This window comes from Pseudoalteromonas sp. NFXS53, assembly GCF_056629255.1.
The window spans coordinates 192,311-215,004 of record NZ_JBWVBR010000002.1 but is presented as its reverse complement, the minus strand read 5'-3'; the positions used below and the strand labels follow the sequence as shown (position 1 = coordinate 215,004).

At 40.2% G+C, this 22,694-nt stretch carries 20 protein-coding genes; 18 read left to right on the top strand and 2 right to left on the bottom strand.

Annotation, left to right across the window (positions count from 1 at the left end):
- Positions 1–3 precede the first annotated feature (3 nt).
- Together AC1HJP_RS03775 and AC1HJP_RS03770 are read left to right on the top strand one after the other, a co-directional pair.
- Positions 4–2,550 carry a glycoside hydrolase family 3 protein gene (locus tag AC1HJP_RS03775; RefSeq protein ID WP_480360436.1) on the top strand — a complete coding sequence of 849 codons (2,547 nt, stop codon included), beginning with the start codon at positions 4–6 and terminating at the stop codon, positions 2,548–2,550.
- 2 nt (positions 2,551–2,552) lie between these two features.
- Positions 2,553–3,560, top strand: coding sequence for a glucokinase (locus AC1HJP_RS03770; protein WP_480360435.1), 1,008 nt, complete (start codon positions 2,553–2,555; stop codon positions 3,558–3,560).
- 7 nt (positions 3,561–3,567) lie between these two features.
- On the opposite strand, the gene mutH is transcribed toward AC1HJP_RS03770, so the two are convergent.
- On the bottom strand, positions 3,568–4,242 hold the full coding sequence (gene mutH, locus AC1HJP_RS03765) for a DNA mismatch repair endonuclease MutH (RefSeq protein ID WP_480360434.1): 675 nt from the start codon (positions 4,240–4,242) through the stop codon (positions 3,568–3,570).
- Between the two features lie 96 nt (positions 4,243–4,338).
- A complete protein-coding gene (locus AC1HJP_RS03760; protein ID WP_480360433.1) occupies positions 4,339–5,148 on the bottom strand; it encodes a sulfite exporter TauE/SafE family protein in 810 nt (269 codons plus the stop codon).
- 641 nt (positions 5,149–5,789) lie between these two features.
- Between AC1HJP_RS03760 and AC1HJP_RS03755 the strand changes: the two genes are divergently transcribed.
- The 16 genes from AC1HJP_RS03755 to AC1HJP_RS03680 all read left to right on the top strand — a co-directional run bounded on the left by AC1HJP_RS03755 (position 5,790) and on the right by AC1HJP_RS03680 (position 22,685).
- Complete coding sequence (locus tag AC1HJP_RS03755; RefSeq protein WP_480360432.1) at positions 5,790–6,764, top strand: DUF1852 domain-containing protein; 975 nt, start codon at positions 5,790–5,792, stop codon at positions 6,762–6,764.
- 77 nt (positions 6,765–6,841) lie between these two features.
- Positions 6,842–7,870, top strand: coding sequence for a methionine synthase (locus tag AC1HJP_RS03750; protein WP_480360431.1), 1,029 nt, complete (start codon positions 6,842–6,844; stop codon positions 7,868–7,870).
- Positions 7,871–8,394: 524 nt separating this feature from the next.
- Positions 8,395–8,922 (top strand): RNA pyrophosphohydrolase, encoded by a 528-nt coding sequence (rppH, locus tag AC1HJP_RS03745; RefSeq protein ID WP_390441095.1) that lies wholly within the window; start codon positions 8,395–8,397, stop codon positions 8,920–8,922.
- A gap of 15 nt (positions 8,923–8,937) precedes the next feature.
- The gene (ptsP, locus tag AC1HJP_RS03740; RefSeq protein WP_480360429.1) at positions 8,938–11,211 is read left to right on the top strand and encodes a phosphoenolpyruvate--protein phosphotransferase; all 2,274 of its coding nucleotides are present in this window, start codon (positions 8,938–8,940) and stop codon (positions 11,209–11,211) included.
- Between the two features lie 84 nt (positions 11,212–11,295).
- Entirely contained in the window at positions 11,296–12,108 is an 813-nt protein-coding gene (locus AC1HJP_RS03735; protein ID WP_480360428.1) for a sulfite exporter TauE/SafE family protein, read from the top strand.
- A gap of 9 nt (positions 12,109–12,117) precedes the next feature.
- Positions 12,118–12,906, top strand: coding sequence for a prolipoprotein diacylglyceryl transferase (lgt, locus tag AC1HJP_RS03730; RefSeq protein WP_480360427.1), 789 nt, complete (start codon positions 12,118–12,120; stop codon positions 12,904–12,906).
- Between the two features lie 15 nt (positions 12,907–12,921).
- Complete coding sequence (locus tag AC1HJP_RS03725) at positions 12,922–13,755, top strand: thymidylate synthase (RefSeq protein ID WP_480360426.1); 834 nt, start codon at positions 12,922–12,924, stop codon at positions 13,753–13,755.
- 641 nt (positions 13,756–14,396) lie between these two features.
- Complete coding sequence (locus AC1HJP_RS03720; RefSeq protein WP_480360425.1) at positions 14,397–14,615, top strand: hypothetical protein; 219 nt, start codon at positions 14,397–14,399, stop codon at positions 14,613–14,615.
- A 380-nt stretch (positions 14,616–14,995) separates the two neighbouring features.
- On the top strand, positions 14,996–15,295 hold the full coding sequence (locus tag AC1HJP_RS03715; protein ID WP_480360424.1) for a hypothetical protein: 300 nt from the start codon (positions 14,996–14,998) through the stop codon (positions 15,293–15,295).
- Positions 15,296–15,686: 391 nt separating this feature from the next.
- Positions 15,687–16,250, top strand: coding sequence for a hypothetical protein (locus tag AC1HJP_RS03710; RefSeq protein WP_480360423.1), 564 nt, complete (start codon positions 15,687–15,689; stop codon positions 16,248–16,250).
- 168 nt (positions 16,251–16,418) lie between these two features.
- On the top strand, positions 16,419–17,036 hold the full coding sequence (locus tag AC1HJP_RS03705) for a hypothetical protein (protein ID WP_480360422.1): 618 nt from the start codon (positions 16,419–16,421) through the stop codon (positions 17,034–17,036).
- Positions 17,037–17,050: 14 nt separating this feature from the next.
- Positions 17,051–17,485, top strand: coding sequence for a DUF4402 domain-containing protein (locus AC1HJP_RS03700; RefSeq protein WP_480360421.1), 435 nt, complete (start codon positions 17,051–17,053; stop codon positions 17,483–17,485).
- 100 nt (positions 17,486–17,585) lie between these two features.
- Entirely contained in the window at positions 17,586–18,305 is a 720-nt protein-coding gene (locus AC1HJP_RS03695) for a fimbrial biogenesis chaperone (RefSeq protein WP_480360420.1), read from the top strand.
- An 89-nt stretch (positions 18,306–18,394) separates the two neighbouring features.
- Entirely contained in the window at positions 18,395–21,235 is a 2,841-nt protein-coding gene (locus AC1HJP_RS03690) for a carboxypeptidase-like regulatory domain-containing protein (RefSeq protein ID WP_480360417.1), read from the top strand.
- A 67-nt stretch (positions 21,236–21,302) separates the two neighbouring features.
- Entirely contained in the window at positions 21,303–22,007 is a 705-nt protein-coding gene (locus AC1HJP_RS03685) for an SPOR domain-containing protein (protein WP_480360416.1), read from the top strand.
- Positions 22,008–22,061: 54 nt separating this feature from the next.
- Positions 22,062–22,685, top strand: coding sequence for a FlgO family outer membrane protein (locus tag AC1HJP_RS03680; RefSeq protein ID WP_480360414.1), 624 nt, complete (start codon positions 22,062–22,064; stop codon positions 22,683–22,685).
- Positions 22,686–22,694 lie beyond the last annotated feature (9 nt).

Here is a 22,694-nt window from a genome sequence, read left to right as displayed (position 1 = left end):
AAAATGAAGCGTTTAAAGAAATCATTAGTTGCAGTGATGGTCACAGGTTTGTTGGCATCATGTGCAAAACAAAACGATACTGTTGAGGTAGAAAAGTCTGGCTTAGATATATGGCCGACAATTAACTCTGAAGTTAAAAAAGACCCGGAGATTGAGCGACAAGTCGCTGAATTACTGGAAAAAATGACGTTAGAGCAAAAAATAGCGCAAATGATCCAACCTGAGATCCGCGACATCACAGTAGAAGATATGCGTCGCTATGGCTTTGGTTCATATCTCAATGGTGGTGGAGCGTTCCCAAATAACAATAAACACTCAAGTGTGAAAGATTGGGTTGATTTAGCAGAGGCCATGTATCAAGCATCGGTTGATGATTCGCTCGATGGCATTAACATTCCAACTATGTGGGGTACAGATGCGGTACATGGTCACAACAATGTGATTGGCGCGACGCTGTTCCCGCATAATATCGGCTTAGGCGCAGCAAATAATCCAGACTTGATTGTAAAAATTGCCGAAGTAACCGCAAAAGAAGTGATGGCAACCGGTATCGATTGGGTATTCGCGCCTACTGTTGCTACGGTTCGCGATGATCGATGGGGTCGAACCTATGAAGGTTACTCGGAAGATCCTGAGATAGTTAAAGAATATGCTGCTGCCATTGTTCATGGGTTGCAGGGTACGCAAGGCGATAACTTCTTAGGCGATGACCGCGTGATCAGTACAGTCAAGCACTTTGTGGGTGACGGCGGCACGGTAAAAGGTGACGACCAAGGTAACAACATCGACTCAGAGTTGGATTTATTCAACATTCATTCGCAAGGGTATGTGGGCGGTTTAACTGCAGGTGCTCAGTCTGTGATGGCGTCTTTCAATAGCTGGAATGGCGAGAAAATTCACGGCAATAAATACCTGCTTACCGATGTCTTAAAAGACAAAATGGGTTTTGATGGTTTTGTGGTAGGTGACTGGAACGGCCATGGTCAGATCAAAGGGTGTAGCAACCACGACTGTCCGCAAGCGGTAAATGCAGGCCTTGATGTGTACATGGTACCAACAGATGCATGGAAACCCTTGATGGAAAACACTATCAAGCAAGTGCGCGCTGGGATTATTCCAATGTCACGCATTGACGATGCAGTAACGCGTATTTTACGTGTGAAATTCCGTGCAGGCTTATTCGACAAAGCAAGCCCTGCAAATCGACCATATGCTAATAAAACAGAGTTGATCGGTCATGCTGAGCACCGTGAAGTTGCAAAGCAAGCGGTACGAGAATCTTTGGTATTACTCAAAAATAACGATAGTTTGCTGCCACTTTCACCTAAGCAGAATATTCTGATTGCGGGCGATGCGGCGAACAATATTGGTAAGCAATCAGGTGGCTGGACAATTACTTGGCAGGGCACCAACAATGAAAACGCTGACTTTCCTGGTGGCTCTTCAATCTACGACGGTCTTGCCGAACAAATCAAAGCTGCTGGTGGCAAGGTTACGCTGAGTGAAGATGGTAGTTTTGAAAACAAACCTGATGTTGCCATTGTGGTGTTTGGTGAAGAGCCATACGCGGAAGGCCATGGTGATAAAGAAAATCTCGTATATCAACAAGGTGATAAACGTGATTTAGCCTTATTACAAAAGTTAAAAGCGCAAGGTATACCGGTCATTTCAGTGTTTATCAGTGGCCGTCCACTTTGGGTCAATCCAGAGTTGAATAGCAGTGATGCTTTTGTCGCTGCTTGGCTACCGGGCTCTGAAGGCGATGCAGTTGCAGATGTGCTGCTGACAGATAAAGCGGGTAAGGTGCAAAATGACTTTAAAGGTAAATTGTCATTCTCTTGGCCTAGTCACCCAAGTAAGCCGGTAAATCGATTTGACGCCGATTATGCGCCATTGCTGCCTTATGGCTTTGGCTTGCAGTACGGTGATAAGTCTGTGTTATCAAATCGCTTGAGTGAAATAGTTGAGCTTGATAACGGTGCGGATGCAAACAGCTATGTATTTAAGGGGAAGACTTTCGCGCCTTGGCAAATGCGTTTGTTCTCAGGAGCAAACAATCAAGCAGTGATGTCAAGCAGCATTGCACAAAAAGGGCTTGAGTACCGCACTATCGATAAACATATTCAAGAAGACGCATTCAAACTGGTTTGGACAGGCCTTGAAAATGCGGGGATGGAGTTTGTTAGCAAAAGCTGGTTTAGAGAAGATTTATCTATGATGCAAGCCAGTAATGCCGCACTAGTGATTGAGCTTATGCGCGATGGCCTTGCAGAGCAGCCTGTGATTATTTCAAGTCATTGTGAAAGTGAAGGCGATAAACCAGGTAGCTGTCGAGCACAGGTAGACATCACTGAGCAGTTAAATAGACTACCAGACACGCAATGGCAGAACTTATCAATCGACTTAAATTGTTTTGCTAAACAAGGTTTGAAATATAGCCAAGTGATTATGCCATTTGCAATTTCTACCAAGGGGAAGGCAAATCTATCTATCAGTGACATTCACTTTGCACCTGAGCAAGGTAAGTCCGCTAGCATTCAGTGTGAGTGATTATGGATAATGTAACTGATATTAGACTTGTTGCGGATATTGGTGGTACCAATATCCGCCTTGCGCAAGCAACGAAGGACAATCAGTTATCGCATGTCAGCACGTATAAATGTGCTGACTTTGCTGAATTGTCTGATGTGCTTAAATTGTACATTACTGAGCAAGAAATCGCGGGTAAGTCTTTACATGCTTGTCTTGCGATTGCCTGTCCAACCGATGAAGACTGGATCTCAATGACAAACTTGCCATGGGCGTTTTCGCAAACTGCGCTCAAGGCAGAGTTGGGCTTAAAAAGCTTGTATTTAATTAATGACTACAAAGCCATCGCTATGTCAGTGCCTTTTTTAAGTGATGAGCAAAAGTGTCATATTCGAGGGCCAAAGAAGGGTAGAGCAAACAGCACTATTTCGATTTGCGGGCCAGGTACAGGGCTTGGGGTAGCCACCCTTACACCGGTCACACTACACAGCAATCATTTCTGGCATTGTATTAACTCAGAAGGTGGGCATATTGATTTCGCACCGGTAGATGAGTTGGACTTGATCATATTCAACTACCTAGATAGCAGAAAACCACGGATCTCTTATGAGCAGCTATTGTCTGGTTATGGGTTAGAGCAGATCTATAGTGCGGTTTTAGATTATCAAAATGCCATAGAAGGACGTCATACCACGGTACACAAAACCACTTTGAGTGCGGCTGAGATTTCTCACAACGCGATTTCAGGAAGTTGTATGCTATCACGCATAGCGCTACAACAGTTTTGTAAAGTATTAGGCAGCTTTGCTGGCAATCTAGCATTACTCAATAGTAGCTTTGGTGGGGTTTATATTGCTGGAGGTATCGTGCCTAGGTTCATTGAGTTTTTAAAACAAGGTGACTTTGGTGAACGTTTTACTGCCAAAGGGCGTCTTTCTCATATTGCAGAGCAGACGCCTGTGTTTGTGATCACAGAGCCGCAACCGGGTCTGTTAGGTGCAGCTGTATTTTTAAATCAGGAAATAAACTAGCTGAGCATTAAAGGCCAAACTGTTCTGCTAGGATCTGTGTAGTAAAGGGAATTTTTAAATAATAGCCGCGTGGCAAAGTTTGCGTCATTGTTCCGTTTGGCCCAATGACATCAGTTAACGCTTTGCTGTTAGCGGCTTTTGGTCTAATTTGCATCACCTCACCTAAATGACCAGAAATTTCATCTATTTGGCCAAGTGCTATCAGCTCCATTTGTTCTTCCCAGTCTCTTTGTAATTGATGCTCTTGTACCAAGCTTGGTTGCCACAAAAACCCAGAGCCTATAGTTCTATCTATTGGTTGAATGGTTTTTTCAGCTAAAATGGGCAGCCATAAAACATGGGTGAGCTTCTTCTTTACGGTACTCGACTGCCAAGTTATACCTGTGAGGTTAGTTAGCGGAACAACCGACACATAAGTCGTTTCGAGTGGTTTTCCGTTAAAGCCAATGGGAATGGTTTTAAGCTCAATGCCTAAGTGCTCAAAGTCTGGTACAGGTTTTGAGCCTGCAGTAGCACCCAATACATATTCTAATAATTGACCTTGCCAGCCTTTTTCGCGAAGTAAATGCTCAGGTGTTTTAAAGTTAAAGTCAGCTGCAATTTCGCCTAGGGTCAGCCCTGCAATTTGCTCAACGCGTTGCATGAGTTCATTAATGGTGAGTGGCGGCGAAGGTTTTAGCATGGTGAGCTCTCGTTACAAAATCAGCGATATTGTAACGAATGAGCGCGTGGGCGGCTACTAAGCAAAGATACAATAACTTTGCTTAGTAGCGAATAATTAATTGAGCATCATGTTTGCAGCCATGGCGACCAGTAAAAATGAAAAGAATTTCTTTATAGTAGTAACGGGTAGATGGTGTGTAGCTTTGGCACCAAGGGGGGCGGTAAACCAAGACGTGCTAACAATACCAAGTAGTGCAGGTAAATACACAAACCCGGCAAAGCCATCAGTCAGTGCAAAATGGCTACTGCCTGAGCTGATATAACCTATTGAGCCAAATAGGGCGATAACGATGCCGCATGCAGAGGCACAACCAATGGCTTTTTTCATATCGACCGAGAAAAAGCTTAACAGCGGTACTAAAAGTGCACCTCCGCCAATCCCTATCATGGCTGAGAGACCACCAGTGATGGTGGTTAAAATGGTTAATACCCCTTTATTTGGTAAAGTACGCTCGCTTGGCGTGTCGGTTTTACTGCTTAAAAACATTTTTAGTGCAATAAGTACAACACTCACTGCAAATACAATTCTGACAATGTGTTCAGGTAACAGTGCAGCCATAAAGCCGCTTATTAGGGCGCCAAGGGCAACACCTGTCATGATCCAAGGAGCTAATTCCCATGGCACGTTACCATTTTTATGATGCGCAATAGCCGAAGAAGTCGAGGTGAATAGAATAGAAGCCAATGAGGTCGCAATGGCTGCAACAACCACTTGCTCAGTAGGTAGCACTTCAAAATGCAGTAAAATAATACTTAGTATTGGCACGATAACTAAACCGCCACCAATACCTAATAATCCCGCTAAAAAGCCCACAACACTGCCAAGTAATGCACAGTACAACACCAATAGTATTAATTCACTCATTTCGTTTTCTCTTCATTAAGATACATACCAATTTTATTAACTAACTAATAATTCTAGCGAGCTAAAAAGCCCAATAACGTCGTCTTAAATTTCTTATATAGAACAACTATATACCAAAATTACATCCTAGTTATTGGTCCTTTTTTCTGTCGCAATAATAAATCAGAAGTTTAATGCAATTGGTATAAAGCCTTGCTCAGATGCTGCTATCGAATAGACATCCAGACTGCTCGCGAGTATATCAATATCTTAACGGCTTGTTATTGTTAAGTGGGAGATAACTACTGAAAAATCCTCATGTTTTGTATGAAGGAAATAGATACAAGAGAATATTATTTTTAGACGTCTAGGTTTCTATTGTGGTTTTTAAAATAATTTGGCTTTTCATTGTTCAACATGGGTAAGTATGACCCCTGCAACGTGAATCAAACTCAAGTTTTAGGTGAAATTAAACCGTTTTTCTTCAAGTTGAAGAATACGTATAACTGATAGGGCTCCGAACGCAAGACCAAACGAATTTAAGTATTCCTTAGTAAGTCTGTACAAGGTAAACATGATTTACTTAGATATTCAGTAAAGGCTAGGTAAGTGAAGGGAGCGGCAATTTACTATTTATCTCATTAAAAAGGATACAGAATATTATGAGTCATGATTTTAACTTCAGTATTAAAACACAGCGTCTTGACGAACATTACGAGCCGTCAACTAGCACACGTATCACTACTAACTTTGCAAATTTAGCCCGTGGCGAAAGTCGTCAGTCAAACTTACGTAATGCCTTAACCATGATCGACAGCCGCTTTAATGCACTAGCCCATTGGGATAACCCCAATGCCGACCGTTATGCTGTTGAGTTAGAAATTGTGTCAGTAGATATGGATATCACAGGAAGTGATGAGGCATTCCCGTCGATTGAGGTGCTTAAAACCTACATTTTAGATAAGCAAACTAACGAGCGTATTGAAGGCATTGTGGGCAACAACTTTTCGTCTTATGTACGTGACTACGATTTTAGCGTGCTACTTTTAGATCATAATAAAGATAAGCCACAATTTAGCATTCCTGAAGATTTTGGCGATCTGCACGGTAAGTTATTCCAATATTTTGTAAATTCACAGACTTATAAAAACAACTTCAAAAAGCCACCAGTGATCTGTTTATCAGTCTCAGATAATAAAACTTATCGCCGTACAGAAAACCAGCACCCAGTGCTAGGTTTTGAATATTTACCGAATGAGTCGTCACTGACAGAGCAATATTTCCAAAAGATGGGCTTGCAAGTGCGCTATTTTATGCCGCCAAACAGCGTTGCGCCTTTTGCATTTTATTTCTTTGGTGATTTATTAAATGACTACAGCAACTTAGAGCTTATAAGCACCATTAGCACCATGGAAACGTTTCAGAAGATTTATCGCCCAGAGATTTATAACGCCAACGCGGTTGCAGGCAAGGTTTATAAACCAAACCTGAAAAACCTTGATCATTCGCTTACACAAATCATCTATGACCGTGAAGAGCGCAGTCGTTTAGCCAAAGAGCAAGGTAAGTTTGCTGAAGAGTATTTTATAAAGCCTTACCAAAATATTTTGGCTCAGTGGTCGGCAAACTTTGCTTAATCATCTGCTGCCTCCGAAAACGACCTTACACATACGTAAGGTCGTGTGCTTAATCACCTTAGAAAAGAATTAGTAAAATGAAAACATTATTACCGACATCAACAGCAGGCAGTTTGCCAAAACCATCATGGTTAGCTCAACCAGAAGTACTTTGGTCACCATGGAAGTTATCAGGGCAAGAATTAATTGATGGTAAACACGACGCACTTCGTGTGTCATTGCAAGAACAGTATCAAACTGGCTTAGACATTGTCAGTGATGGTGAACAAACCAGACAGCATTTTGTAACGACCTTTATTGAGCATCTTGATGGTGTTGATTTCGAAAACCGCCGCACAGTTAAAATCCGTGACCGTTATGATACTAGTGTGCCGACGGTTTATGGGCCTGTTTCACGTCAAAAACCTGTATTTGTAGAAGACGCAAAGTTCTTACGTGCGCAAACAGATAAGCCGATTAAATGGGCATTACCGGGTCCTATGACCATGGTTGATACTTTATTTGATGACCATTACAAAAGTCGCGAAAAACTGGCTTGGGAATTTGCTGTGATCCTTAACCAAGAAGCCAAAGAGCTTGAAGCGGCTGGTGTCGATATTATCCAGTTTGATGAGCCTGCGTTTAATGTTTTCTTCGAAGAAGTAAATGAATGGGGCATTAAATGCCTTGAACGTGCAATTGAAGGCTTAAACTGTGAAACGGCAGTTCATATTTGTTATGGCTATGGCATTAAAGCCAACACTGATTGGAAGAAAACCCTGGGTTCTGAGTGGCGTCAATATGAAGAAGTATTTCCTAAGCTTCAGCAATCAAACATAGATATTATTTCTCTTGAGTGTCATAACTCTCGTGTACCAATTGAGCTACTTTCTTTGATCCGCGGTAAGAAAGTTATGGTCGGCGCTATTGACGTGGCAACTAACACCGTTGAGACGCCAGAAGAAGTGGCTAATACATTACGTGAAGCGTTGCGTTATGTAGATGCTGATAAACTTTACCCCAGTACAAATTGTGGCTTAGCGCCGCTCGCTAGAGAAGTCGCACGAGGCAAGCTAACAGCACTTGCCAAAGGTGCTGAAATTGTCCGTAAAGAATTAGAAGCTTAACTGAATATCAATATAAAAGCCTTTCTCATTTTTTGAGAAAGGTTTATTAAATTTCTAGTCCAATACACCTCGTAAACCTTTTCTTTAATCTCACTAAATAACGCTTGCAACTTACTGAAAGGTTTGATTTTTAACTTTTATGAGAGGTTTGCTTAAAAAGCGAACAGAGATTGAAAAGTGCTATTTATCCGATTTTTGCTCAATAAAAAACCGCTCATTTATACAGTGGTTTGTTCTATTTGACTGAAATATATAGCTTTTTTCAAGTCGCTTTTTTCCTTGCTGTGCTGCTTTAGCTCTTGCCTTTGGATAAATACAGTAATATAAACACAGTTATCCACAGAATCTGTGGAGAAAGTGAGTTTTATACAGTATTTTTGTGGATTTAATTTCTCTAAATTAAAAGTTGTTCATCTTCAAGGTTAACCTGTGGATAAGGTGGTAAAAAGCTGGAATTATATTTGCTGTAGGCACTAACTTATGGAACAATCAAAAAATATCGACTTAAGAAATGAGGCACTAAGGTGATTGATGCCGAAGGATTTCGTGCCAATGTCGGAATTGTGATCTGCAATAATCAAGGTCAGGTTTTTTGGGCACGACGCTATGGACAACATTCATGGCAATTTCCACAAGGTGGAGTAGACGATGGTGAAACCCCAGAGCAAACCATGTACCGAGAGTTACATGAAGAAGTTGGGTTAAAACCAGAAGATGTTGAGATTGTTGCGAGCTCTAAACATTGGCTAAGGTACAAACTGCCTAAGCGCTTGATCCGAAAAGACTCAAGCCCGGTGTGTATCGGTCAAAAACAAAAGTGGTTTTTATTGAAACTCCGTTGTAAAGATGAAGATGTAGACTTACTACATACGCACCATCCCGAGTTTGATGATTGGCGTTGGGTGAGTTATTGGTATCCGGTTCGTCAAGTGGTGTCTTTTAAGCGTGATGTATATCGCCGAGTGATGAAGGAGTTTGCACCATTTGCGATGCCTTTTAATCGAAAAGAGCATACATCAAAAGAGCAAAATCATTGGCGACACCGCCGTTAAATTAAGGAGAGGATTGTGCTTGCGACATTACGAGCCATTGTTGAAGCTGTGGCGCAACAGCCCACATTAACTGAAGCACTTAATCGTTTTGTCGCCATGGTCAAAGAAGCACTCGCTACAGAGTGCTGCTCTATTTATTTTGCTGATTACAGCCAAGATAACTTCATTTTGATGGCCAGTGATGGACTCAACCCTCAGGCAATCGGTAATTTTAGAATTGGCTTTACAGAGGGCTTAGTTGGTTTAGTTGCGCAACGTGAAGAGCCTATCAATATTGCCCATGCGCAGTCTCACCCAAGATTCAAACTCTCTCCTGAAGTACATGAAGAAGGCTATAATGCTTTTTTATCGGTGCCGCTTGTTCACCAAAGAAAAGTTATTGGCGTTATTGTTGTACAGCAAAAGCAAGCGCGTTCATTTAGCAACGACGAAGAATCTTTTCTAATTACTTTATCTGCTCAATTAGCATCTCAACTAGCTAACACCGAAGCAAAATCAATTTTATCTGTAGAAACGACAGCCAAGAAAACCTCTGTTTTAAAAGGGGTGTCGGGCTCTCCGGGCATTGCTTTAGGACGCGGGTTTGTTGTGATACCAAAGCTTGATTTTGAAAGCATAGATATGCAAAAAAGCGATAATGTGGAGCAACAGAAAAAGCGTTTTGTACAAGCGGTTTCTGCTACACGGCAAGATTTTCATGTTATGGCTTCAACATTTAGTGATTCTACGCCTAAAGAAGCCGTCGCGGTTTTTGAAGTTTATCAGCAATTATTAGATGCCCGTAGCTTAGGCCGGCAGGTCGAAGCGCAACTCGAGCAAGGTTGGAGTGCAAAAAGTGCTCTAAAACATGTCATTGAAAGTTTGGTGAGCCAATTTAATGCCATGTCTGATCCTTATATAAAAGAGCGAGCAATAGACGTAAAAGAAATAGGGTTACGTGTTTTGCACCACCTTATGAGTACAGAGCAAGCCGTTAAATCCTATCCAAAAGATACTATTTTAATTACGCATACACTGACACCAACCATGTTGGCCGAAGTGCCAAAAGAGCGCTTAAAAGGGGTGATCAGTGTGAATGGCTCTGCAAACTCACACGCTTCTATACTGACTAGAGCAATGGGTATTCCAGCTGTTTGGGGTATCGAAGACATTCCATTATTACAGTTTGAAAACAAAGATATCATTCTAGATGCTTATGCGGGCCGAGTTTATATCTCGCCAACGCCTGCGCTTAAAAAAGAATATAAACAGTTGCATCTTCAAGAAAGTAAACTACACGATAAATTTGAAGCAGAGCATCATTTAGAAGCAGTAACGCTTGATGGCGAGCATATTAGCTTGTTAGTGAATGCAGGTTTGGATTTATCGACAGAGCAAGAAATTGCCAAATACTGTGATGGGGTCGGCTTATACCGGACTGAAGCTTGGTTTATGCAAAAAGGCCAATTTCCGACACAAGCTGAACAAGAGCAATGGTACAGAGCCGTGTTAACTCGTTATCACCCAGAAAATGTGGTGATGAGAACCCTCGACATTGGTGGTGATAAAGTACTCGACTATTTCAACTTTACGGAAGAAAATCCATTTCTAGGTTGGCGCGGTATCAGGATTTCTTTAGATCATCCTGAGCTATTGTTAGATCAACTCAAAGCCATGTTAAAGGCCAATACGGGCTTAGGTAACTTAAAAATTATGCTACCTATGGTCAGTCATACTGAAGAAGTGGATGAAGCGCTCAAATTACTCGAGCAAGCTTACTTTGAGTTGCAAGAAGAGTGGGCTGATCAATTTATTCAAATCGAGAAACCAGAAATCGGCGTCATGCTTGAAGTGCCTTCTAGCATTTATTTACTGCCTGAGTGGGCTGACAAAGTCGACTTTTGCTCGGTTGGTAGTAATGATTTGACGCAATACTTACTGGCAGTTGATAGAAATAACGCGCAAGTGGCTGATCTTTTCGACCCATTCCATCCAAGTGTATTACGAGTGCTCAACCAAGTGGCTACACAATGTCAAAATCTAGAACTGCCCTTTAGCTTATGTGGTGAGTTAGGCGGTGAACCTGAAGGCGCTATTTTATTGATAGCAATGGGTTATCGCCGTTTAAGTATGAACATTTCAACAATGAGCAAGGTGAAGTGGGTACTCAGGCGTTTAAAAGTCGCTGATATGGAAGCACTGTTAAGCGAGTGTTTAAAACAATCGACAACGAAACAAGTTCACCGTTTACTTAAGAGCTTTATGATTGAGAATGAGTTTAGTGAATTGCTCTATCAATCTAAACACTAACTGTTTGTTTAGCTTTATTTCAGGTGTTTAATCAATTTTAAATCGGGTAAAATGGCGCGCAAATTATAAGAAGAGAATGCGTTCATGAATGACTTGTTACTGCTTGTCCTCTACTGTGCCATTTTGGGCAGTGGTGTAGGCTTCTTAGCCGGATTATTAGGGATAGGTGGCGGCTTGATCATTGTACCTGTATTAAGCGCTATTTTGTTGCATTTTGATGTTCTTCCAGCAGAGCAAGTGGTGATTGCAGCGATCGCTACTTCATTGGCTTCTATTCTATTTACCTCGACGTCTTCAGCTTTAGCTCATCATAAAAATGGTAATGTACCGTGGCAAGTCGCACCTTGGATCATGTCAGGTGTGGCATTAGGGGCTTTAGTGAGTGGCTTTATGGCCTCTCTTCTCCCAGAAGCGGTGGTTAGGATTATCTTCTCTGTTTGTGTGGTTTTAATTGCTTTAAAAATGCTCTATAGCAGTAGAAAAACAGCGACACCGCCTTCGAGAGCCTTACCAAATGGCCCTATTTTAACTTTTTTTACCAGTATTACAGGCGGCCTTTCTGCGATGATTGGTATCGGAGGGGGGGCGTTACTTGTACCTTTGTTGACGTTTTTCTCAATGGATATGAAAAAAGCCATCGGCTGTGCATCTGCTTGTGGTATCGTAATCGCTTTATTTGGGTCGCTTGGCTATATCAGTGCAGGAAGTAAGCATTTTGAATTGACACAAGGCTTTGCTGGGTTTGTTTATTTACCGGCTCTCATAGGCATTGTCTCAACCTCTTGGTTTATGGCGCCAATAGGCGCAAAGTCGACGCAATATTTACCTGTTTCAACAATAAAAAAAATCTTTGCAGCGCTACTTATGGTTATCGCTGCCAACATGATTGTTAATTAAGGAAAGGCTATGGAGTTTCCACAAATTGATCCCATCATTTTTTCGATTGGGCCTTTAAGTGTCCGTTGGTACGGACTCATGTATTTAATCGGCTTTGCGTTTGCAATGTGGTTTGGTAAGCGTCAAGCAGCAAAACCAAACTCAGGTTGGAAAACAGAAGAGGTTGATGACTTATTATTTTACGGCATGATAGGTGTGATCTTAGGTGGTCGAGTTGGGTATGTACTTTTCTATCAATTCTCCTATTTATTAGAAAACCCACTTTACCTTTTCAAAATCTGGGAAGGGGGCATGTCGTTCCATGGTGGTGCGTTGGGTGTGATCACCGCCATTTTCATTTTCGCTTGGCGCACTAAACGCTCACCTTTTGCGGTTGGCGACTTTGTAGTGCCATTGGTTCCTGTTGGTTTATTAGCAGGCCGTATTGGTAACTTTATCAACGGTGAATTATGGGGCCGTACGACAGACGTGCCTTGGGCAATGGTATTCCCAACTGGTGGGCCATTACCGCGTCATCCATCGCAATTATACGAAGCTTTCTTCGAAGGCCTAGTGTTATTTATTATGCTTATTTGGTTCGCTAAAAAGCCTCGTCCTACGGGCAGTGTCGCAGGCTTATTCTTATTCGGTTATGGTTTCTTTAGATTCTGTATCGAGTATTTCCGCGAACCTGATGCTCATATTGGTTTATATGGAGGCTTGATTTCACAAGGTCAAATTCTATCTATGCCTATGATCATTGCTGGCCTTGGTATTATGATTTGGGCATATAAAACCCAACCCGTTGCACAAAAGTAAGAGTTATAAAACGCTATGAAACAATATTTAGAGTTAATGCGCCATGTCAAAGAAAATGGCACTAAAAAAGAAGATAGAACAGGCACAGGCACAATCAGTGTGTTTGGCTATCAGATGCGTTTTAATCTTCAAGAAGGCTTTCCGTTAGTCACCACTAAAAAGTGTCACTTACGCTCTATTATTCATGAGTTACTTTGGTTCTTGAATGGTGAAACAAATATTCAATACTTAAAAGATAACGGCGTAAGTATTTGGGATGGTTGGGCAACGGAAGAAGGCGAGCTTGGCCCTGTATATGGTGCGCAATGGCGTTCATGGACTGGCCCAAATGGTGAAGTAGTCGACCAGATTAAAGAACTTATAGAGCAAATTAAAACAAACCCAGATTCACGTCGTTTAATCGTAAGTGCTTGGAACCCGGCGTTATTGCCTGATACTCAGTACTCACCAAGTGAAAATGCAGCTATGGGTAAACAAGCTCTGCCGCCATGTCATACACTGTTCCAATTTTATGTATTAGATGGCAAGCTGTCTTGTCAGCTTTATCAACGCAGTGCTGATATTTTCTTAGGTGTGCCATTTAACATCGCAAGCTATGCGCTGTTGACTATGATGATTGCTCAGGTGTGTGATTTAGAAGTTGGTGACTTTATCCATACTTTCGGTGATGCTCATCTATACCTTAATCATTTAGAGCAGGTAGATGAGCAATTAAGTCGTACGCCTTTCCCTAAACCAACAATGAAGATTAACGCGGAAGTAAAAGATATTTTTGGCTTCAAGTTTGATGACTTCGAGCTAGTTGATTACCAAGCTCACCCACATATCAAAGCGCCAGTTTCAATTTAAAATAAATTTTAGCTAGGGTAAATATACCCTAGCTTTTTATTAAAATCATTTAAAACACCTTAAAGTAAAACCTATAAAACTTCTTAATTATCTATTTTAAAGAAACATGTCCCTTAGAATTTAAAAATCTTTTTAATAAATGGCAATAATGATTTTGCTTAATTAATTCGTATTTTTCTTTGTTAAATATTACGTAATAATTTATTGTTTTACTTATCTTAAATTTCTAGTATGTATTTTTCAAAGTTCATCTTGTGAATATTTCATACTGTTTTAAAGTTTTTTAATTTCAATAATTTACTTTTTTTCTTTACGCTTTTTATCTTTTATTTAAGGTTTTATTTAAATTCAAGTTTGACGTTTTTATTACACCATCCTACCTTTTAATTATTCAATGCATAAGTTCTTATGCTGTTAATTTATTCTTGGCTTTTTAGTTGCTTAAGGTTTTCTTTGAAAGTGAGTTTTTTTATAAATGGATTTCTTGGCTCGTTATATTTTTTGCGAGTCTAGGAGAAGGAAGGCTAGTTTTAGTCAGCTTAGAGTGAAACTAAAACTAGCCAAATTAAACGCTATTAAATAAGGATAGCACTTAACTGTTCCGAGCTTGTCAGAGAGCTCGGATATACGGAGTATATACTATGCGTGAATTAAATATGAAAGAAGTTGAACAAGTAAAAGGTGGAGATGCACTAGAAGGTTTTAATTGGGGGGTTGCTTTAGGGACTGTTGGAGGTGCAGCACTAACTGGATCATCAATTGGGGCAACTCGAGGCGGCGTTATAGGGGGAGCTTTGGGTTTTTCTTTTGGTGTAGGTTGGGGCATTGGTTCGGCAATATATACACACATAATTAGGTAAATTTAAAAATGGGCTGCTTTAATAAGCAGTCCACTCATAGGAGTTTGTAATATGAAACCAAAGACACTTGTTAGGATCGCTTGCTTTACGTTATTTTTAAATCTTTTCTTAGGGTTTTATTTATACTCAGTTAATTATAATTTATCAATAGTATTATTTTCGGGAAGTATTTTTTCATTGTTTATGATGGATAATCCAAAATTGTTTTTGTGTAAGAGTGTGAAAGAGTTAGACGAGCTTATTCCTCATGCTAAGAGTAAAATATATTTATTTTTACCTATCTCTATTTGCGCGTTAATGTTTTTGTTTGAATTATACTTTTTGATAAGTTGATTGGTATTAACATCTAAATGTTATTACTAGATATATTGAGGTTTAATATGAAAAAACATTGCCCGAAATGTAATGCTGAAATGAGCCAAAAACAAATTGATATGTTAAAGAAACAAGAAGTTATTCTATGTAGAGGTTGTTCTACTTATCTAAGAATACATAGGAAGAGCATACCTTTTATTATGACAGTAATTGGTGCTCTAGTCGGTGTTTACGGTGCTAGCAAAGGGTTTGAAGCAATAGAACTTACCGTATTCATGTCTATATTTTCATTGTTTTTTTATTTCATATTTACCCGGTTTATTGGAATTTATTACAAGTTGGAAGATGTTGATAGTAATGTTTGACTTTTTTAAGGGGGTTAAATGCTTGCTGGCATGATGAGTTTATAGAGTGGAAAACTATACTATTTATTCTATTTTATTTGCTTTAGTCGTTTTGGTTTTAATTATTTCGATTAAAAACAAAAAAGTTAAGTTTATAGTTGCATTGCCATTTATGTTGGTTGGTGCAGTTAGTATTTTTGAACGAGTAACTAATTACTTTAGTTAACCAAAAGAATAAGTGTAATTTAGCTTGTCATGGCTCCGAATTGGTTGGCACACTTTCATTCCTTATCTTAATATGACTCAGCAGTTGAAGTTATATAGCACTTAACACGCTCTCTAGAATCTGACGCTTTGTCATTGTAAAATATCAATAGATTTACTTGTTTGTTGTCTGATCCTAAGAGGTTTTATGCTGAGACACACTGTGTTACTTATTATTTTTTGTGTTTTAGTTGCTTGTACAAGCCCTCATAACTCACCTGTTTCAATAACCCAATCAAACAAAAAGACTGTTGATGATGCCTTTTTAATGGAGCTTCAGAACAACAAAGAAGAGTTAAAGCGATTGGTTTCTATGGAACAAGATCTTAAAGTCTTGATAGCTACGTTATCTGAGCAAAGCGATTTACAAAGCCTTCCTGCTTCTTTGCGTACTAAACCAAAAACAGAACTACACAAGATAGATAAAAACGTTCATCTAAAAACTTCACACACAAAAAAAGCGCATGGGTTCAAGCTAAGCTTACAGCCTGTATTCAGTGAAAGCAGTGCTCAGGCTCAACTTAACAAGGTATATGCACGCTTACCTAAATTAGATACTCTTTTATCAGCTGAAATATTAGAACAAACTCATCGATTTCAAAGTAGATTTGTGCCTACATTAAAGACTGTAAAAAATAGAGATGATGCCAATAAGCTGTGTGCATTTATTAATAACATTGGCGTATTGTGTACAGTTGAAGAAAATAGATAATAAACAAAAGTATTAGCTTTAAATGAAAGTACAGATTTCAAATTATTGATATGTCTCAAACAATAACCTTGATTCTGTATGATGATTAAGAATTATTTGGGATAATAAATTAGCAAATGATTTAAAGTTGATACCTGAAGGCGCTCGCATTTTATTAAGGACACTGTTATGACAAAAAATCTACTTACTTTATCTCTAGGGATAGCTTTATCTACTTTTACCTTACCTTCTTTGGCGAGTTCGCAAACGCAAAATGTTGATGCAAAAGTAACTGTTCAAAACACCTTTAAGCTTGAAGTAAAGCAGACGTTAGACTTCGGTACAGTAAGGGCCGTATCAAAGGCATCTTCAGCGGCTGCATTAAGTGTACCTGCAAACCCGAATTTACAAATTTCAACAACGGCTGCTGGCGGCTCTGATCCGGCTATTATGGATATTTTAGATTCTGCCACTGCACAACCTGCTCAGCTTACAATCGCAGAGGCCACTAAATACACGCCATTAACGATTGAATTGCCAGATGTTGGTACAACACCGGTAGAGCTTGCAACAACGGGCCCAGGTACCACTCCTGTTTTTAAGATCACCGCGTTTACACTTTATGCCACAGTGGGGCAAAACGCCAACCAAGACATCGCAATAACGACAAACCAAGGTACAATCACCACAGATGGTTCTGGTAACGCAGAGTTTAATCTGGGTGCGACGCTGACGACTGATGATATCGATGGCGAATACGTAGACGGTGACTACACTGGTACCGTCACTGTTATAGTAAGTTATTAAACTAGGGTCAGTCATTGATTAGAAGTTTATTAGTACTTTCTTTAGCGAGCACATCAGTATTCGCTGATGTGCTTGAATCACTTGATTTTGGCACCATAGTTGTCGCAAGTAATGATAGAGTGAGTACCCTTAAACTGCCTACCAATAGTGCTATGTCATCAACCAATGACATACATATTATGGAAAGAGGGCACCCTGCCAGACTCTTCTTTGAGGCACTTCCGGCTAACACCTTAATTAGTTTTAGCAGCTCAAATATGAATTATGAGTTAAAGGGGAGTGTCGCATCATTTTCTATTAACCAACTACTATTCAAACCAACAGCTCAAACGAACGCTTATGGTGAGATTGAACTGGTGATCGGCGCAATTTTACAAACCTCCGGAGACGGAGCTGTATATAACGACGGAGAGTATCAAGGCTCTGTCAGTATTGAACTCTCATACTAACTTTCTCGATTTTAAGGCTACCACCTTGTTTAAATACCTTTCTGTTTTACTTATATTTTTAGCATGCCTTTTCTCTTCGTTTCCTACGCATGCAAATATTTTGATTTCACCGACTAGAGTTGCTTTTGAAGAAAGACAAAGATCAGAGCGATTAATTGTGGTGAATAACTCAGATAAAGTGCAGAGCTACCGATTATCTTGGCAAGAAAGGGCAGCATTGCCTGAGGGCGGGTATAAAAACCTAGAAGGTACCCATGATAAATCTTTAAGTGCGATGGTGAGAATGAGTCCAAGCCAAATACGCTTAGCACCAGGTCAAAAACAAATCATTAAACTGTCAGTGCGACGCACTAAAACACTCGCTCCGGGAGAATATCGCTCTCACTTATTATTGAGTGCCTTACCTCTTGAGCAGACATCTTCGAGTGGAAAAGGCATTAATATAGATATACAAGTAAACTATTCATTGCCAATTATTTTAAGAGTCGAAAGAGAAACTCCTGTTGTTTCATTGACAGGGCTTGACCTCAAGCGAGCAGACGAAAACGATACACTTCAAATCTTAATGGCAAAGCAAGGTCACTTTAGCAGTTTTGGACGGGTTGAGGCTTTTTTTACACCAAGCGGAAAAGCTGAAAGACAGCGAATTGGGATCATTGAAAATTACAGTATCCATTCAGAGCTCGATCGCGCTTTATTACCTATGACGCTCCTTGATGGATATCGTTTATCTGGTACTGGCAAGCTTACGCTTAAGTACTCAGGACAAAAAGAATATCAGGGAGAGGTATTTTTCGAACAGCAAATCGATATTAACTAATCATTATTTCTTTCGTGCGCTTTTATTTGCCTTATCTCAGTATCCTGTTATTGGTTGCTTCTGTTTTCTCAGTTGAGGCCTCGACTGATGTGCGCGCAGTGATCAAGGTACTGAACTCCATCCAAAATACATTATCGGATGCAAAGAATACGAAGCCAAGTAAACAAATAGACGCCCAATCAGGAGAGCATATTCCTGTCGGTGAGGTACTGTTTTTATCTGCCAGCTTAAACCAAAATTATATTGGCGAGCTAACGGCGATTAAAAACCCGCATGCGTATTATGTTGAGCTAGAGAGCTTTATAGATTTATTTTCTCTGCCAATATCTTATACAAACAATAAAGCTGAAGGCTGGTTTAAAGATCCTGATAATCGTTTTTTACTTGACGCTGAATCATATCAGTTAGTGCTGAATAGTGAAAAGCAACAGCTTGGGCAGACCGCACTGTTGTTTGAGGGTGGGTCACTTTATGTTGATATTCGCCAGTTGCAAACATGGTTTGATTTTGAATTAAGCACAGACTATGTTCAGCAGTCTTTAACAATCCAAGGTAAAGGCTATTTTCCTGTTGAACAAGCACTAGCCAGACAAGCTCAGCAAATTAACACTACGTCTTCGCAAGGTGGTGCTTTATTTCCAGAGATTGATAGCAGTTACCAAGCCTTATCAACTCCTTTATTCGATTTAAATACACGTTATCGATATTCTGATAATGATCACTTATTAAGTTATGCACTGACAGGTTCAAACGAATTAGCTTATTTACGGTCGGAATACTTCTTATCTGGGGAAAGTGGCGATCTACTTCAAGACTCAAGGCTTACCTTTAGTCGTCAATCTCCCCAAGGTGCACTTTTTGGCTTGAATGCTAGTGAGATTAAGTTTGGTGATATTCAACCTATCTTATTTGGCGAGCGCGCAATTGGTAGTTTATCGCAAGGGGTGAGCTTAACTAATGCTCCGCTGCTAGCTAAAACGAGTTCAGGGCGAGTGTCAATTAATGGAATTGCAGACGATGGCTGGGACATAGAGCTATATCAGAATGGCATCTTGATAGATCACAAACTCGATATTCAAGCTGGTGTGTTCTTTTTCGACAATATTGAACTCTTGTTCGGTGAAAATATTTTTGAAGTCGTTAAGTATGGGACTGAAGGTCAAATTGAGAAGCATACAGAGCGTTATTTCAGTGAGGGTGTCGAAGAGGTAGGGCAGAGCACCTATGCTATTTCAATCAATAGAGATGGCAAGCGCGTCTTAAATGATACACAAAATGGTTTTGATGTCGGTGAAGTCAGACTCTCAGGTCGATTCGAACATGTTTTCTCTCATCAATTAAGTACCTATGTCGGGGCTTCAAGATTTACCGAAGAGGCAAAAGAAACTCAGGAATTTGCGTCAGGCTTAAGTTATAAACCAAATGGAAAGATGTTGTTCAATTTGTCACATCAAAGTCGTAACTCTGAAGATTATTTGAGTGAAGCCACAGCTAGGTTGTTAGTATCTGAGCAACGCCTTAGATTCGCATTAAGCAGAGAACGCTTTTCTGAGGTCGCTGTGAATACGGCTAAGGCGACCCTTGCTGGTGATATTTATAAAAAACAGCGCACACGACTAAACTATTTAACTAGTCTTGAAGTGACAAGCACAGATGGAACACGCGTAACTCGTTTGAGTCATGATCTTAACTACCGCTTTTCAAAATACGCTTTAGGCAATCAACTTGATTGGTATTGGCAGGGTACAGATGAGTATGGCTCTGGGAACTTAAATTTTAAAGCTAATTTAAGGCGTTCATATGTCAGGTTTAATTTTGGTTATCATATTTACCCTGAGCTGAAAGTAAGTGATTACTCAGCTGATTTTATCCGCAGCTTTAATAATACCTTAAGAGGTCAACTCAGGTTTAAGCGTGGCGTTGACTCGGGCCTCGAAAGTACCGAGCTTGGGCTTAACTTCTCTTTTGATGACTTTATTTTAAACACGTCCGCGCAGTACGACAGTGATGATGATTGGCAACTACAACTTTCAACTCGATTTAGCTTTGGTTATAACCAAATTAATGAACAGTTTTTTGGTTCTAAGCAAAGACTCTCAAATAAAGGCACCATTATTGTTAGAGTCTTCTTCGATGAAAATGACAATGGCATTTTTGATAGCACAGAAGCACCTTTAGAAAATGTCACTGTAAGAGCCATACAGTCGTATCGAAAAGCCAAAACAGATGAGCGAGGCGTGGCTGTTTTAGCTGGTGTTATGGCAAATCGTCGCACTGATATTGAAGTCGTCGAAACCAGTTTTGCAGATCCTTTCATGTTGCCAGCTAATGAAGGTTACTCTCTTACACCGAGGGCTGGGGCAATGGCGTCATTAGATATTCCAGTCGTTTATTCCGGTGAAATTGAAGGTGTTTTATATCATGAAAATGGCAAGCCGATTGCGCACACTAAGCTGCTATTAAAAGATAAGCATCAAACAGTCGTGGCTGAAGCGATTTCTGAATTTGATGGCTATTACTTGTTTACAGATCTTAGGCCAGGAGAGTACGACATCTTTGTTGATGAACATAAGTTAGAAACAAAGCAGCTAGGGTATAACACGCAAGCAAAAGTGACATTGTCACCGCGTGGTGATGTACTTTCTGATGTTAATATTCAGCTCAAAAATTTACAGCGCTATTCAGGTTATGTTGCAGTCGTTGGTCAGTTCAATAATTTAGATATTTTGAAGGCGTACTGGCATCTTGTAAAAAATAAATGGCACAACATACTGGATGTTTCGCCGTTCTTTATAAAACAAAATGATGGTGTATGGCTGTTGTCTGTTTCATATGACCATGAAGATAAAGATAAAATCACCGCACTGTGTGTAGATGCAGTAAGTAAAGGGTTACCTTGTGAGGTTAAATATGTTCAGTTCACACAATAATAAATCACAAATAAAGACATGCTTCTTACTTATAGTGTGTGCAATTATGCTTAGTGGCTGTGCTTCAATGTCAAAAGAGGAGCAAGCAATTTCAAGCGGTCAAACAGTCACTTTAACTCAGCAGGAATATCAGCAGTTAAAAGAAATGGCTCGACAATGGCAAGAAAATAAGGCTGGCATAGACCGCTTACTTGCCTATGAGCAAACTTTGGGTGTGCTAGTGCGTGATTTAAATCGCCTTGTTGCAAATAATGATAAAGCAAACCTCACTTTGGCCGATAACAACCAGCATAAGCAAGGTAAAAATGAAGAGTCAGCGGATAAGCCTACTAACACACTTATTTCGCAAGTGCCTGTGCCACGTAAAGACAAAAAAGAAGAGGTTGTTATTTCTCTCTTTAAGGCAGATAAACCGGTTCAAGAACATGCATTGGCTTCAGCACAGCCTGCTCTAGGTACCGTTGCGACTCAGGAACCGAGCAGTAACTTATTAACGGCAAAATATTCTGTGCAGGTTGCGTCGGTAAAAAGCAGACAAAAAGCAAAGCAAGTGTATAAAACATTGAGTGTTAAGCTAGCGAATTCTGACCAAGAAATACAAGAAGCGAGACTTGAGCCTAAACAAATTGGTCAGCAACAATTTTATCGACTCAAATTTGGTGCGTTTGCAACAAAAGAACAAGCGCAAGCAGTCTGTTCGCAATGGCAGAAATATCAAGTGAGTTGTTTTGTTTCACAGTTTGGCGGCCTTAATCAAAGAGATTGGCTGTAGTTTCTTGTGGCGTGATTCTTGCTTTTACAAAGAAAAGAGTTATGCGGAGTTGTCATGCGCCTGTGTATATTAGCCCTGATCATGTTATTAAGTGGCTGCCAGTTATTAAATGAGATTAAACGAGAAGAAGAACTTGCTAACCCCAAAGGAGTAGAGGGGTCTTTACCTATGGAGGTAAAGGGCATGTCTAGTTTCTCACTTCATCAATACACCAGTAACCTCGCTTCGCAGTTATATCGAGGTGAGGCGGGCAGATTGAGAAATGCCAGCATTGCCGTAATGAGCTTCACTATGGCAACTGAGTTGGGGCAAAAAACTGCCGTTCAACAAAGCAGTGGCCTGAGCCAGCAAATTCAAGAAAGTCTGATAACCCAAATGACGCAATTGGGTTACAGCATGGTTGAGCATAGACTGAGTAATTCAATCACTGTCAGTGAACATCATGAAGATATGCTGACTCGAGATCTCAATAGCCTTCGAGCTCGTCAAAACATTGACTACGTGATCCTTGGTACGATCACACGACAAGAGCATGCAAACATGATTAATGCACGCTTGGTTAACGTGCTTAACGGGCAAGTGATATCAGCAGCTTTCACCGAGGTGCCGATTAATGTCATGTGGACAGACGAAAAAGTACAAATGCGCAACGACAAACTATACCGAGCAGAGTATTAATTAGGAGCA